Origin of the sequence: Pseudomonas sp. Sample_14 (assembly GCF_004307515.1) — a bacterium.
GTDB lineage: Bacteria > Pseudomonadota > Gammaproteobacteria > Pseudomonadales > Pseudomonadaceae > Aquipseudomonas > Aquipseudomonas atacamensis.
In genome coordinates this window covers 18,391-32,387 of sequence record NZ_RCOC01000019.1, presented here as the reverse complement: position 1 = coordinate 32,387, position 13,997 = coordinate 18,391, and the positions used below count along the sequence as shown (strand labels likewise).

The window sequence follows — 13,997 nt, the reverse complement described above, 5'->3', positions numbered from 1 at the left end:
CTCCATGAAATATCATCATCAGAACGGTGGCGATTGCTTGAGCAACTGCGCTGCCGGCGAGTCGGTCGGGCTGACCACCGCATAGTTGTAGCCCGGCCCTGACCAGTAATCGGCCTGCAGATCGCCATCGCTGCGCGAGCCACGCGGCAGCAGGGTGTTTTTCGGCCCCGGTGGACGCAGGTAAAAGCTCACTTTGTGACCGCTGCCATCCTCATACATCACCATCGCCGCCGCGCCTTCATCGGTGCTGAGCAAGCGCCCGCTGACCGGCTCGAATCCGGCAGCTTTCAAGTCCGGCAAGCGCCCGGCACCGCTGAAGTAGCGGTCGAGCCAACGCTGCATGTCGCCATCGCTGTCGACCTTGTAATCGGCGGGCAGTACGCCTTGCTGGGCGATCAGACGATAGGCTTGCAACGCGTCAGTCATCGGCAATTGCGCAGGGCGCGCCAGGGTCATTTCCCGGGCCTGCCAGCCACTGAAACCGCCGACGCTGACGGCGATCAGCAACACCGCCGCGCTGGCCAGATGCCGACGGGACTGCTGGCGGCGGCGCTGGCGAATCATCATCGGGTCGAGCGCCGGATTGGCCGGTTGCTGCAAGGCGCCACTCAGCGCTGCGCGCAACTGCTGGGCGTCGCGTTGCCAGGCGCGCACCTGAGCCGCTTCTTCAGGGTGGCTGGCCAGCCAGGTCTCAAGTACGCGCCGATCGGCGTCGCTGAGCTGGTGGTCGACGTAGGCGTGCAAATCACGTTCGCTGGGAGGCAGGCTGATCATTTGAGTATCCGCAAGGAAGGGCTGCTGATTTCGCCGTCGCTGAGTTGGCGCAAGGCCTGGCGGGCGCGGGACAGGCGCGACATCACGGTGCCGATCGGGGCGCCGAGGATCTCGGCGACCTCTTTATAGGACAGACCTTCCACCGAGACCATCAGCAGCAAAGCGCGCTGTTCGGTGGGCAGGCGTTCGAAGGCTTGCAGGGTCGACTGGGCAATCACCGTACGTTCCACCGACGGCTCGGCATCGTCGCGACCGGTGAAAAATTCCAGCATTCGCGCATAGCGCCGCGAGCGACGGTGCGCATCGAGAAATTGCCGATAGAGAATTGCGAATAGCCAGGCGCGCAAGTCGCCTTCGGCGCGTTTCTCGCCCCAGGCCGACAGCGCCCGCTCGAGGCTGGCCTGGACCAGATCGTCAGCGCTGCTGCTGTTGCGCGTCAACGACACGGCGAAGCGGCGCAATCTGGGAATGATTTCTCTCAACTGTTCGTCGAATTCGCTCATGAATTTCTGCTGGTCGCTACGCTGTGGACTAGGAAGACGCCCGTCAGCGCAGGTTATTCCCCGTGCGCAAAAATAAATACCGCGCCGTGGAATAAACCCGGACGGGGTGCGTCTTGCTGACTCTTTCCACTTGTGGCCGATGGCCTGGAGATATTCATGGTTGATCGCTCGTCCCCCAACGCTGCACCGCCCGGCAGGCCGCCGCGCCAGCCACTGAGCGCCGCGAGCCTGGTTTTACGTCTGGGCGCCATTGCTGTGATTGTCGCCGCCGTGGCCGGGGCGTTTGCCTACGTGCATGGCAACCTTGACCCACAACGATTGACGCCAAAAGCGTTGGTTGATGTGCTGGAAAAGAACAACGGCGTGCATCCCGGCTTTCGTCGCAATCACGCCAAGGGCGTGTGCGTGATCGGCCATTTCGAAAGCAGCGGCGAGGCGCGGGCATTCTCTACAGCACAAGTGTTCAACCTGCCGCAGACACCGGTGGTGGGGCGTTTTGCCTTGCCGGCCGGCAATCCCTATGCGCCGGACAGCGCCGTACCGATCCGCAGTCTGGCGCTGCGCTTCACCCAGGCGAACGGTCAGCAATGGCGCACCGGCATGAACAGCATGCCGGTGTTTCCGGTGGGCACGCCTGAAGCGTTTTACCAATTGCAGCAGGCGCAGTCGCCGGATCCAGCCACCGGCAAGCCAGACCCGACGAAGGTGCCGGCATTTTTTGCCGCACATCCGGAAGCCGTGCCGTTTCTGACGTGGGTGAAGACCGCCAAGCCTTCGGCCAGCTACGCCACCGAAACCTATAACAGCATCAATGCGTTCTATCTGGTCGATGGCAACGGTAAAAAACAGGCCGTGCGCTGGAGCATGACCCCGTTGGCGCAGGACGCGGCAGATGCCACGGCCCCTGAAGGCGCGGACTTTCTCGAGAAGGACCTGGTGCAACGCCTGGCCGCCGCACCCTTGCGCTTCCAGTTGAACATCACCCTGGCCAACGCCGACGACCCGGTCAACGATGCCAGCAAGACCTGGCCCGCAAATCGCAAAGTGCTGAACGCCGGGACTTTGGTGCTGGAGAAAACCCAGCCGCAGCTCAGCGGTGAATGCCGCGACATCAACTACGACCCGCTGGTGCTGCCGGCCGGGATTCAAGGCTCGGAAGATCCACTGCTGGCCGCGCGTTCTGCCGGCTACGCCGATTCCTACCTGCGTCGCACCAGCGAAGTCAGCCAGTTGCCCGCCGCCAAACAGGAGGTTCGTCCATGAGCAAGCAACCGACGCATTTCGTTTTGCTGGCGCGCCTGCTGCACTGGCTGATGGCGCTGATGATCATCGCCATGCTGTTTATCGGTGCGGGCATGGTCACTTCGGTGTCGTCTCGCCATGAATGGCTGATTCATTTGCACAAGCCGCTGGGCATCGCGATTCTGGCGCTGGTGATCGTGCGCCTGCTGGTGCGCTTCACCACCCGCCAACCGCCACTGCCGGATGATCTGCCGGGCTGGCAGGTGCTGGCAGCCAAGGCTTCCCACGTCTTGTTGTATGCGTTGATGCTGGTGTTGCCGCTGCTCGGCTGGGCGATGATCAGTGCCTCGGGCGAGCCGGTGATGCTCACGGCGTCGCTGCATCTGCCGTCGATTGTGCCGGCTGACGCGCAACTGTTTGCGGTGCTGCGCAAGTCCCATGGCTATCTGGCGTATCTGCTGTTTCTGACGGTGCTGCTGCACCTGGCGGCGGCGCTGTTCCATGGCTGGGTACGCCGTGACGAAGTGCTCGACAGCATGTTGCGCGGGCGTGATCGCGGCTGACCCTGTAACGCAAAAGATCGCAGGTCGGCTGCGATCTTTTGTCGTTACAGAGGAGGGGATCAGCGCAGGGTGTCGACCATGTCGGCGAGGGTGGTCAGCACATCCTTGCCCAGTTGCTTGGAACGTTTGCCCGACCAGCCGGTGATCTTGTCCGGGTGGTCGTCGTGGTCCTTGAACGGCATCTCCAGGGTCAGCGACAGGCAGTCGAATTTCTGCCCGACGCTGTTGCAGGCCAGGGTCATGTTGGCCTGTCCCGGTTCGTCGCGGGTGTAGCCGTAGGTGGTCTGGAAGTCTTTGGTGGTGTGCTTCAGATGGCTGCGGAAATGCTCTTCAAGCTTTTCGATGCGCGGTGTAAAGCCAGGATTACCTTCACAGCCGGCGGTAAAGACGTGGGGGATTTCCTCGTCGCCGTGCACGTCGATAAACGCATCGACGCCATATTTTTCCATCTGCTGCTGGACGAAAAGCACTTCCGGACTGATGTCCTGGCTGGCGTTCTGCCAGGCCCGGTTCAAGTCCTGACCCATGGCATTGGTGCGCAGGTGGCCGTGGAAGGCGCCGTCCGGGTTCATGTTCGGCACCAGATACAGATCGGCGCTGGCCAGCAGTTTGTTCAATACCGGATCGTCCTGGCGCTCCAGACGCTCAATCACACCTTCCATGAACCATTCAGCCATGTGCTCGCCCGGATGCTGCTGGGCAATGATCCAGATCTTGCGCTGGCCTTCGGCACCGGTGCCTTTGCGCAGCAGCTGAATGTCCCGGCCCTCGACACTTTTGCCGGTCGCCAGCAATTCGGTGCCAGCCTTGCTCAGCGCCTGTTCGATCAACCAGTCGTGGCGGCCGCGGCTGTAGGGCTCGAAGTAGGCGAACCAGGCGTGGGTCTGTTCGGCTTCGAGGCAGAAGCGCAGGCTGTCGCCTTCGAAGCTGGTGGGGATGCGGAACCAGTTGACGTGGTCGTAGGAAGCAACTGCCTGATAGCCGGTCCAGGCCTTGTTATAGGAGGACTGGCTGGCATTGACCAGACGAAACCAGTGTTCCTGATGCACATGCAGGCCGCTGGCCTTGAAGTGGAACCACTGAAAATGAGCGCTGCGGGTGTCCGGGCGGATGGCCAGAACCGGATTGAGCGGGTTGCTGATGTCGATGACTTGGATATTGCCGCTGTCGAAATTGGCGCTGATGTCGAACGAAGATTTGGCCACGGTCATAATCGCTTCCAGAGCAGGATTTTTATGACCGGTACTTTACACGCAGGCAGGGCTGAAACCGAGGGGAATTGCGGGTGTAGCGGGGGGGGCGTCTTCCGTGACGCGCCAGCAGCTTAGAGGCTATGCGATTGATTCTCAAGTGCTGATTGCCATTAGTTTTGCCCAATGTGGCCGGGCTCGGCTTGCCAATCAATATTCTTTTGATATTATCCGCGCCATCGAATTTGCAGCACCTAAAGACTTCATTAGCCTGAAGACACAAGCCCGAAAAACGGGCAAAAAAAGACCCGGCAAAAAGCCGGGTCAAAAACCGTGATTAGCCTGATGAGGAGATAGTCCAGAAGACCGACCTAAGGTCTCTGGTCCATCGACTGATCTCGCGACCAGCTGCTTGCAATAATAATCATTATCATTTGCAAGTCAAATGTTTTTATCTGCGCGATGGGAAAATTCTTTCCTGCCCGCCCGTACCTTGTCCGCCGTGACTTCGTCGTTGTCGATCGAATGGTCGACCATCGCCCGCGCCATATCCACCATGTGTACCACCGAAAAGGCCAGATCGCGATTGGTGCCTTGCAGGTTTTCTGCGGCCTTGAACGCGGTGGCGGCTGCACATCGCAACAGATCCGAGGCATGCACCAGCGCTTCTTCGCCGCTGAGATGGCCTTTGACATTGAAAAAACGTTCGTCCGTCTCGGGTTCTGAAACAGCCGGTTTCAAGTAGTAGTCCAGCGCGCGCTGTGCGGCGGCATTGCCTTGAGGGGAGGTGAAGCTGGTGTCGATTTGCAGATCGGGCAGGTCTTTGCTGCTGATGTTCATCATGAAACGTCACTCCATGTTCGATTGAAAGTCCGTTCCTCTAGGATAGTACCGCCTGTATTTGTGACTAGGATTTAAATACTACAATATGTGTTTTGCCGGTCGAAGACGTCCGCGTAAGGTGCGGCACATGGATAAATGGATTGAGTTGGTCAAGGCCAAGATGAGTGAACTCAAAGTCACTCAAACAGAGCTCGGAGAGCGCGTCGGCATGTCCCAGGGCGGGATCGGTCATTGGCTGAACAAGCGTCGCGAACCCGGTGTTACCGAAATGAACCGCGTGCTCAAGGCGCTGGGAATGGACTTCCTGGAAGTCGTTCTGGTGATTCGCGAGCCGCAGCCGACGCCGGAAGACGAAATGCCGCTGGCGCAGAAGTACAACCCGTACTTCCGTTATCCGGTCTGCGATTGGCGTGCACCGTGCGAAGTGCGTGACACTGCGGCGAGCTATCCCGGAGCATCAGCGAAGCAGCGCTTCGAACTGACGGATTACCACGCTCGCGGCGGTGCGGCGTTCTGGCTGACGGTGACGGGGGATTCGATGACCGCGCCGAGCGGCCAGAGCATTGCCGAGGGCATGCTGATTCTGGTTGACCCAGAGTTGGAGGCAGTGCCTGGCAAACTGGTGATCGCCCAGTGGCCGGACAGCGAAGAAGCGATTTTCCGCAAACTCGACGAACAGGCCGGCCAGCGCTACCTGGTGCCGCTCAACCCGACCTGGCCGAAAACCCTGCTCACCGATGAATGCCGGATCATCGGCGTGGTGGTTCAGGCAACGGCGCGTTACTGAGCGGATCGATCCTCGCTCAAGGCGAGGGTCGATCCTTTTATTTCATCCCTCTTCCAGTTCAACCAAAGCGCTGCCTTCGCTGACCATATCGCCTTCCTGGCAATACAGCGCTTTGATCACACCGGCGTGCGGCGCGCGGATGCTGTGTTCCATCTTCATGGCTTCCAGCACCACCAGTTGCGCCCCGGCCTCAACCGACTGTCCCCTTTCGACCAGCACGCGCACGATACTGCCGTTCATTGGCGCGGTCAGACCGCCCTGATGGCTGTGGCTGGCTTCAACGGCACTGATCGGATCGTACGCTTCGATGCGCCGCAACTCGCCGTCCCATTCCAGATACAACGCGCCACCCTGACGAATCGCCCGCAATGTGCGGCGCACGCCGTCATGCTCGATGGTCAGCGCCTCGCCCAGCAGTTTTGCATGGGCCGCAGTTCTCAAGGTCAACGCGCGATCCTGTCCCTCGCAGCTCAAGTGCAAGGTGATTTGCGCCGGCAAACCTGCGCGCAAACCACTGCTGCAAGACCAGGGGGAGGCGGGATCATCCGCCCGCGCATGCTTCGGCAGACTCTGCGCAAACGCCTGCGCCGCCGCTTGCCAGAACTCATCGCTCAACGCGCCCGGCGCTGGCAGCAATTGCTCCTGATAGCGCGGAATGAACCCGGTATCCAGCTCTGCCGCCGCAAACGCCGGATGCGCGATGATCCGGCGCAGGAAATTGATGTTGGTCTTCAGCCCGCCAATCGCAAACTCGTCGAGCATGCTCAACAGACGCAAGCGCGCCTGTTCGCGATCTTCACCCCATGCAATCAGTTTGCCGAGCATCGGATCGTAGAACGGCGATATCTCGTCACCTTCCTCAACGCCGCTGTCTACCCGCCGCCCCGGTCCCTGCGCCGATTCGCGGTACAAGTCCAGACGCCCGGTGGCCGGCAGGAAATCATTCGCCGGATCTTCGGCATACAAACGCACTTCGATCGCATGACCATTGAGCGGCACCTGCGCCTGGGTGATCGGCAGCGCTTCCCCACGGGCGACGCGAATCTGCCAGGCGACCAGATCCAGCCCGGTGATTGCTTCGGTCACCGGGTGCTCGACTTGCAGCCGCGTGTTCATCTCCATGAAGAAAAACTCGCCGCGCGCATCCAGCAAAAACTCCACGGTGCCGGCGCCGACATAACCGATCGCCTGCGCCGAACGCACAGCCGCTTCGCCCATTGCCCGGCGCAACTCGGGCGTCAGACCCGGCGCCGGGGCTTCTTCGACGACTTTCTGGTGCCGACGCTGGATCGAGCAATCGCGCTCGTTGAGGTACAGGCAGTTGCCGTGCTGATCGGCGAACACCTGAATCTCCACGTGACGCGGCTTGAGCAAATACTTTTCCACCAGCATCCGCGAGTCGCCAAACGATGATTGCGCTTCGCGCTGCGCCGAGGCGAGGGCTTCAGCGAGTTGGCTGACATCCTCGACGACTTTCATGCCTTTGCCGCCACCACCTGCGGTGGCCTTGAGCAGCACCGGATAACCAATGCGTTCGCAGGCTTCGCGGAAGGTGTCGAGGTCCTGCGCTTCGCCGTGATAGCCCGGCACCAGTGGCACGCCGGCCTTTTCCATCAGCGCCTTAGCGGCGGATTTGCTGCCCATCGCATCGATGGCCGAGGCGGGCGGGCCGAGGAAGATCAGCCCGGCGCCTTCGATGGCGCGGGCGAATCCGGCGTTTTCCGATAGAAAGCCGTAGCCGGGATGAATCGCCTGGGCACCGCTGGCCTTGGCGGCGGCGATCAATTTATCGATTTGCAGATAACTCTCGGCAGCCTTGCTGCCGCCCAGATCCACACGGATATCGGCTTCACGGCTGTGCCGCGCATCACGGTCGGTGGCGCTGTGCACGGCGACGGTGGTCAGGCCCAGAGCCTTGGCGGTGCGCATCACGCGGCAGGCGATTTCGCCGCGGTTGGCCACCAGCAGGGTGGTAATCACAGGTGCGCTCATCAACGCGACTCCTTGGTTGATGCGGCTTGCCAGTTCGGTGGGCGTTTTTGCAGGAAGGCACGCAAGCCTTCCTGGCCTTCAGGGCTGACGCGAATCCGCGCGATGGCATTTTCGGTGTAGCGGCGCAGGGCCGGGGTCAGCGCGCCGTTGCCGACTTCACGCAGCAAGTCCTTGCTGGCGCGCATCGCGGCCGGGCTGTTGAGCAACAGGTTGTCGATCCACTGTTCGACCTGTTGCTCCAGTTCCGCCGCAGGATAGCTTTCGGCGAGCAAGCCGATCTCCCGCGCCCGCTGCCCGCTGAAGCGCTCGGCGGTCAGCGCATAACGCCGCGCCGCCCGCTCGCCGATCGCCTGCACCACGAACGGGCTGATCACGGCCGGTGCCAGGCCGATGCGCACTTCCGACAGGCAGAACTGCGCGTCATCGGCGCCGATCGCCATGTCACAGCAACTGATCAAGCCCAGCGCGCCACCAAACGCCGCGCCCTGAACCACCGCCAGCGTGGGGATTTTCAGCTTGGCGAGGTTGTACATCAGCTCGGCCAGCTCGCGGGCATCGTCAAGATTGGTGTGGTAATCGAGTTCTGCCGATTGCTGCATCCACGCCAGATCGGCGCCGGCACTGAAGTGCTTGCCGCGCCCACGCAGCAGCAGGAAGCGCAGGCTCGAATCGCTGGCGACCTTGTCGAGGGCGAGGATCAGTTCGCGGATCATCTCGGCGTTGAACGCGTTGTTTTTCTCGGCGCGGTTGAGCCACAGCGTCGCGAAACCGCGTGGATCGTTTTGCAGTTCGAGGGTATTGAAGTCGCTCATATTCATCCGTCTCCACGGTTCTTGTGGGAGCGAGCCTGCTCGCGAAAGCGGGGTATCAGTCGATCTATCCGCTGCCTGACAGAGCGCATTCGCGAGCAGGCTCGCTCCCACAAAAAAACATCACATCCGGAACACGCCGAAGCGGCTCGGTTCGATTGGCGCGTTCAGCGACGCGGACAAGGCCAGGGCCAGTACGTCGCGGGTCTGCGCCGGGTCGATGACGCCGTCGTCCCACAGCCGCGCGCTGGAGTAGTAGGGGTGACCCTGTTCTTCGTACTGATCGAGAATCGGCTGCTTGATCTCGGTCTCCTGCTCGGCGCTGAACGCCTGACCGCTGCGTTCGGCTTGTTCGCGTTTGACCTGCACCAGAACGCCTGCGGCCTGTTCGGCGCCCATCACGCCGATCCGCGCGTTCGGCCACATCCACAAGAAACGCGGATCGTAAGCGCGCCCGCACATGCCGTAGTTGCCGGCACCGAAGCTGCCGCCGATGATCACGGTGAATTTCGGCACTTTGGCGCAGGCCACCGCGGTCACCAGTTTCGCGCCGTGCTTGGCGATGCCGCCGGCCTCGTATTTCTGGCCGACCATGAAACCGGTAATGTTCTGCAGAAACAGCAGCGGGATGCCGCGCTGGCAGGCCAGTTCGATGAAGTGCGCGCCTTTCTGCGCGGCTTCGGCGAAGAGGATGCCGTTGTTTGCCAGAATCGCGATCGGGTAGCCGTGCAAGTGCGCGAAACCGCAGACCAGCGTGGTGCCGAACAGCGCTTTGAATTCATCGAACACCGAACCGTCGACCAGCCGCGCGATCACTTCGCGCACATCGAATGGCTGCTTGGCGTCAGCCGGAACCACGCCGTACAACTCGTCGCTGGGGTACAGCGGCGCAATCGGCGTGCGCTGCTGCACCTCGCCGAGCTTGCGCCAGTTGAGGTTGGCGACGCTGCGGCGGGCGAGGGCGAGGGCGTGTTCATCGTTCTCGGCGTAATGGTCGGCCACACCAGAAGTCTTGCAATGCACATCGGCGCCGCCGAGGTCTTCGGCGCTGACCACTTCACCGGTCGCGGCTTTCACCAGCGGCGGGCCGGCGAGGAAAATCGTCGCCTGGTTGCGCACCATGATCGCTTCGTCCGCCATCGCCGGCACATACGCGCCGCCGGCGGTGCACGAGCCCATGACCACGGCGATCTGCGGGATGCCCATGGCGCTCATGTTGGCCTGGTTGAAAAAGATCCGCCCAAAGTGCTCGCGGTCCGGAAACACTTCGTCCTGACGCGGCAGGTTGGCACCACCGGAATCCACCAGATAGATGCACGGCAGGCGATTCTGCTGGGCGATGGTCTGCGCGCGCAGGTGTTTTTTCACGGTGAGCGGGTAATACGAGCCACCTTTCACCGTCGCATCGTTGGCGACGATCATGCATTCAACGCCTTCAACGCGACCGATGCCGGCGATCACCCCGGCAGCCGGCACGTCTTCGCCGTAAACCGCATGGGCGGCAAGTTGGCTGATTTCGAGAAACGGCGAGCCGGGGTCGAGCAAGCGATTGATGCGCTCGCGCGGCAGCAATTTGCCCCGCGAGGTGTGGCGTTCCTGAGCTTTGACACCGCCGCCCTGCGCGACTTGAGCGAGCAGGGTGTGCAGCGCGTCAACCTGTTTGAGCATCGCCGCACTGTTGGCGGCGAACTCCCCTGAACGCGGGTTGAGCTGAGTGTGCAGAATCATGGGGCTTACTCCGTAAGCAGCTTCTAGCTACAAGCGGCAAGCTGCAAGTTGGGGCAAGAGCGTGGATCTCTTGCAGCTTGTAGCTTGCGCCTTGCAGCTGACGAAATTCATTTCGTCTCGTTGAACAGTTCGCGGCCGATCAGCATGCGGCGGATCTCGCTGGTGCCGGCGCCGATTTCGTAGAGCTTGGCGTCGCGCAGCAGGCGGCCGGCGGGGAATTCGTTGATGTAGCCGTTGCCGCCGAGAATCTGGATCGCGTCGAGGGCCATTTGCGTGGCGCGTTCGGCGGTGTAGAGGATCACTCCGGCCGCGTCCTTGCGCGTGGTTTCGCCGCGCTCGCAGGCCTGGGCCACCGCGTACAGATAAGCGCGGCTGGCGTTGAGCTGGGTGTACATGTCGGCGACTTTGCCCTGGATCAGTTGGAATTCGCCGATGCTCTGGCCGAACTGCTTGCGGTCGTGGATGTACGGCACGATCAGGTCCATGCACGACTGCATGATCCCGGTCGGGCCGCCGGAGAGCACCACGCGCTCGTAATCGAGGCCGCTCATCAGCACTTTCACGCCACCGTTGAGCACGCCGAGAATGTTCTCCTCGGGTACTTCGACGTCATCGAAAAACAGCTCGCAGGTGTTGGAGCCGCGCATGCCGAGCTTGTCGAACTTGTTGCTGCGGCTGAAGCCTTTCCAGTCACGCTCGACGATGAACGCGGTGATGCCGTGGGGGCCTTTTTCCAGGTCGGTCTTGGCGTAGATCACGTAGGTATTGGCGTCCGGACCGTTGGTGATCCAGGTTTTGCTACCGTTGAGGACGAAGCGGTCGCCGCGTTTGTCGGCGCGCAGTTTCATCGAGACCACGTCGGAACCGGCGTTGGGCTCGCTCATCGCCAGCGCGCCGACGTGCTCGCCGCTGATCAGCTTCGGCAGGTATTTAGTTTTCTGTTCGTGGTTGCCGTTGCGGTTGATCTGGTTGACGCAGAGGTTGGAGTGCGCGCCATAGGACAACGCCACCGACGCCGAGCCACGGCTGATTTCTTCCATCGCCACTACGTGCGCCAGATAACCCAGACCCGCGCCGCCGTACTCTTCCGGCACGGTGATGCCGAGCAGGCCCATGTCACCGAATTTTCGCCACATGTCGGCGGGGAACAGGTTGTCGTGGTCGATCTGCGCGGCACGCGGGGCGATCTGATCGGCGACGAAGGACTGCACCTGATCGCGCAGCATGTCGATGGTTTCACCGAGGGCGAAATTCAGGGATGGATAGCTCATGTGGCACCTTTTGGCTTTTTTATCGGGTGGAGCGCACGACGAATCGGCGCTCAGCTTTACGTTAACGTAAAGCTTCCACAGTTGGACTGTCAATCGGCTTTACGTAAGCGTCAACTTGGGCGAGAGTAAGGGCAGTTCAGGATCAGATATCGGTTTGTTTCTGGTGGGAGCGAGCCTGCTCGCGAAAGCGCTGTATCAGTCGCCCTAAAGGGTGAATGACGCAGCGTATTCGCGAGCAGGCTCGCTCCCACAGGGATTCAAAACCGGGAAAACCCACTAATAAAGACAATAGGGGTCGTCATGGATCAACCCAGTGCAAACCCGCAGCGCAGCTACAGCCGTGGCTCTCAGGACCACGCCCTGCTGGCGATGACCATTGGTCAGCGCTTCGATCAGACTGTCGCGCAACACCCGGACGGCGAGGCGTTGGTGGTGCGCCATCAACGGCTGCGGTATTCGTGGCGGCAACTGGCCGACGCGGTGGATGAGCAGGCCAGGGCCTTGCTCGCACTGGGCTTGCAGACCGGCGAGCGCCTCGGCATCTGGGCGCCGAATTGCGCGCAGTGGTGCATTACCCAGTTCGCCACGGCGAAGATCGGCGTGATCCTGGTCAACATCAATCCGGCCTATCGCAGCTCCGAACTCGAGTACGTGCTCAAGCAATCCGGCTGCCAGTGGCTGGTCTGTGCCGGAGCGTTCAAGACCTCGAATTATCACGCAATGCTCCAGAGCCTGGCGCCAGAATTTGCCGAGCACGCCATCGGTCAGCTGCGCAGCGAACGCCTACCGGAGCTGCGCGGCGTGATCAGCCTCGATGCCAATCCGCCGCCCGGTTTTCTGCCGTGGTCGCAGCTCAGCGATCTGGCGGTCAGCGTCTCGCCCGATCAATTGCGTGAACGCAGTGCCAGCCTGCATTTCGATCAACCGGTGAACATCCAGTACACCTCCGGCACCACCGGTTTCCCCAAAGGCGCGACCCTCAGTCACTACAACATTCTCAACAACGGTTACATGGTCGGCGAAAGCCTCGGCCTGACGGCTGCCGATCGTCTGGTGATTCCGGTGCCGCTGTATCACTGCTTCGGCATGGTCATGGGCAACCTCGGTTGCGTCACCCATGGCAGCACGATGATTTACCCCAACGACGCTTTCGATCCGGCGCTGACCCTGCAAGCGGTGGCCGAAGAAAAAGCCACGGCGCTGTACGGTGTGCCGACCATGTTTATCGCCATGCTCGATCAGCCGCAGCGGCAGACCTTCGACCTGTCGAGCCTGCGCACCGGGATCATGGCCGGCGCCACTTGTCCGATCGAGGTCATGCGCCGGGTGATCAACGAGATGCACATGAGCGAAGTGCAGATCGCCTACGGCATGACCGAAACCAGTCCGGTATCGTTGCAGACCGGGCCGGCGGATGAGCTGGAATTGCGCGTCACCACGGTCGGGCGCACCCAGCCGCAACTGGAAAGCAAGATCATCGACACCGCCGGCAACCTCGTGCCGCGCGGCACCATTGGCGAATTGTGCACGCGCGGTTACAGCGTGATGCTCGGTTACTGGAACAACCCGCAGGCCACCGCCGAAGCCATCGATGAGGCCGGCTGGATGCACACCGGCGACCTGGCGAGCATGAACGAGGAGGGTTACGTCAACATCGCCGGGCGTAACAAGGACATGATCATTCGTGGCGGCGAGAATGTTTATCCCCGTGAGCTGGAGGAGTTTTTCTTCACCCATCCGGCGGTGGCCGACGTGCAGGTGATCGGTATTCCGTGCTCGCGCTACGGTGAGGAAATCGTCGCCTGGATCAAATTCCACCCCGGCCATAGCGCCTCGGAGCTGGAGCTGCAAGCCTGGTGCAAGGAACGCATCGCCCATTTCAAGACACCGCGTTACTTCAAATTCGTCGACGCGTTTCCGATGACGGTGACGGGGAAGATCCAGAAATTCAGGATGCGCGAGATCAGTATCGAGGAGCTGAAAACAATCGAGGGATAATCACAAAACTTCTGTGGGAGCGAGCCTGCTCGCGAATGCGGTGTGTCATTCAGCGCAAATGTGTCTGGCACACCGTTTTCGCGAGCAGGCTCGCTCCCACAGGGGTGCAGTGATAGAGAGACGAATCGCAGAAAGCACAAAGGGGAGCCGAAGCTCCCCTTTAATTTGTCGTTGCGTGCTCTTTTTATTATTGAGGGTCGGTCTGTTGTTGTTTTTGGCAACCGTGGCCCTGTACAGCTTTTTGGCGACCCCCATCCGGGGTCAAGAGCAAACGTATTTTTTTGAGCGCTGATCTGC

General features: G+C 61.2%; 13 protein-coding genes. 5 read left to right on the top strand and 8 right to left on the bottom strand.

Annotated features, from left to right (window positions below; all coding sequences use genetic code 11):
• Positions 1-18: 18 nt before the first annotated feature.
• Both D8U61_RS04285 and D8U61_RS04280 read right to left on the bottom strand, forming a co-directional pair.
• Positions 19-774, bottom strand: a complete 756-nt coding sequence (locus tag D8U61_RS04285) for an anti-sigma factor (RefSeq protein WP_122508109.1) — start codon at positions 772-774, stop codon at positions 19-21.
• The gene (locus D8U61_RS04280; protein ID WP_016775320.1) at positions 771-1,277 is read right to left on the bottom strand and encodes a sigma-70 family RNA polymerase sigma factor; all 507 of its coding nucleotides are present in this window, start codon (positions 1,275-1,277) and stop codon (positions 771-773) included. Before D8U61_RS04280 ends, D8U61_RS04285 begins: the two co-directional genes overlap by 4 nt.
• A gap of 156 nt (positions 1,278-1,433) precedes the next feature.
• On the opposite strand from D8U61_RS04280, the gene D8U61_RS04275 reads away from it, so the two are divergent.
• On the top strand, positions 1,434-2,540 hold the full coding sequence (locus D8U61_RS04275) for a catalase family peroxidase (RefSeq protein WP_130926472.1): 1,107 nt from the start codon (positions 1,434-1,436) through the stop codon (positions 2,538-2,540).
• On the top strand, positions 2,537-3,082 hold the full coding sequence (locus D8U61_RS04270; RefSeq protein WP_024013443.1) for a cytochrome b: 546 nt from the start codon (positions 2,537-2,539) through the stop codon (positions 3,080-3,082). The genes D8U61_RS04275 and D8U61_RS04270 overlap by 4 nt, the downstream gene beginning before the upstream one ends.
• Positions 3,083-3,141: 59 nt before the next feature.
• On the opposite strand, the gene D8U61_RS04265 is transcribed toward D8U61_RS04270, so the two are convergent.
• A complete protein-coding gene (locus D8U61_RS04265; RefSeq protein WP_122698442.1) occupies positions 3,142-4,293 on the bottom strand; it encodes a M14-type cytosolic carboxypeptidase in 1,152 nt (383 codons plus the stop codon).
• A gap of 97 nt (positions 4,294-4,390) precedes the next feature.
• On the opposite strand from D8U61_RS04265, the gene D8U61_RS04260 reads away from it, so the two are divergent.
• Positions 4,391-4,609, top strand: a complete 219-nt coding sequence (locus D8U61_RS04260; protein WP_125927390.1) for a hypothetical protein — start codon at positions 4,391-4,393, stop codon at positions 4,607-4,609.
• Positions 4,610-4,713: 104 nt separating this feature from the next.
• Here the strand turns inward: D8U61_RS04260 and D8U61_RS04255 are convergent, their stop codons facing one another.
• Positions 4,714-5,112, bottom strand: coding sequence for a DUF3077 domain-containing protein (locus D8U61_RS04255; protein WP_125927407.1), 399 nt, complete (start codon positions 5,110-5,112; stop codon positions 4,714-4,716).
• 130 nt (positions 5,113-5,242) lie between these two features.
• Here D8U61_RS04255 and D8U61_RS04250 point away from each other — a divergent pair, with 130 nt between their 5' ends.
• Complete coding sequence (locus D8U61_RS04250; protein WP_038861876.1) at positions 5,243-5,902, top strand: S24 family peptidase; 660 nt, start codon at positions 5,243-5,245, stop codon at positions 5,900-5,902.
• 42 nt (positions 5,903-5,944) lie between these two features.
• Here D8U61_RS04250 and D8U61_RS04245 read toward each other — a convergent pair whose 3' ends face one another.
• The 4 genes from D8U61_RS04245 to D8U61_RS04230 form a co-directional block, all read right to left on the bottom strand.
• The gene (locus D8U61_RS04245; RefSeq protein WP_130926471.1) at positions 5,945-7,894 is read right to left on the bottom strand and encodes an acetyl/propionyl/methylcrotonyl-CoA carboxylase subunit alpha; all 1,950 of its coding nucleotides are present in this window, start codon (positions 7,892-7,894) and stop codon (positions 5,945-5,947) included.
• Positions 7,894-8,706 (bottom strand): gamma-carboxygeranoyl-CoA hydratase, encoded by an 813-nt coding sequence (locus D8U61_RS04240; protein WP_130889191.1) that lies wholly within the window; start codon positions 8,704-8,706, stop codon positions 7,894-7,896. The genes D8U61_RS04245 and D8U61_RS04240 overlap by 1 nt, the downstream gene beginning before the upstream one ends.
• 120 nt (positions 8,707-8,826) lie before the next feature.
• The gene (locus D8U61_RS04235; protein ID WP_130889190.1) at positions 8,827-10,431 is read right to left on the bottom strand and encodes a carboxyl transferase domain-containing protein; all 1,605 of its coding nucleotides are present in this window, start codon (positions 10,429-10,431) and stop codon (positions 8,827-8,829) included.
• 107 nt (positions 10,432-10,538) lie between these two features.
• Positions 10,539-11,702: an isovaleryl-CoA dehydrogenase gene (locus D8U61_RS04230; RefSeq protein ID WP_024013438.1), complete on the bottom strand. Its 1,164-nt coding sequence runs from the start codon at positions 11,700-11,702 to the stop codon at positions 10,539-10,541.
• Positions 11,703-12,002: 300 nt separating this feature from the next.
• On the opposite strand from D8U61_RS04230, the gene D8U61_RS04225 reads away from it, so the two are divergent.
• Positions 12,003-13,700, top strand: a complete 1,698-nt coding sequence (locus tag D8U61_RS04225; RefSeq protein ID WP_130926470.1) for an AMP-binding protein — start codon at positions 12,003-12,005, stop codon at positions 13,698-13,700.
• The last annotated feature ends 297 nt before the right edge of the window (positions 13,701-13,997 follow it).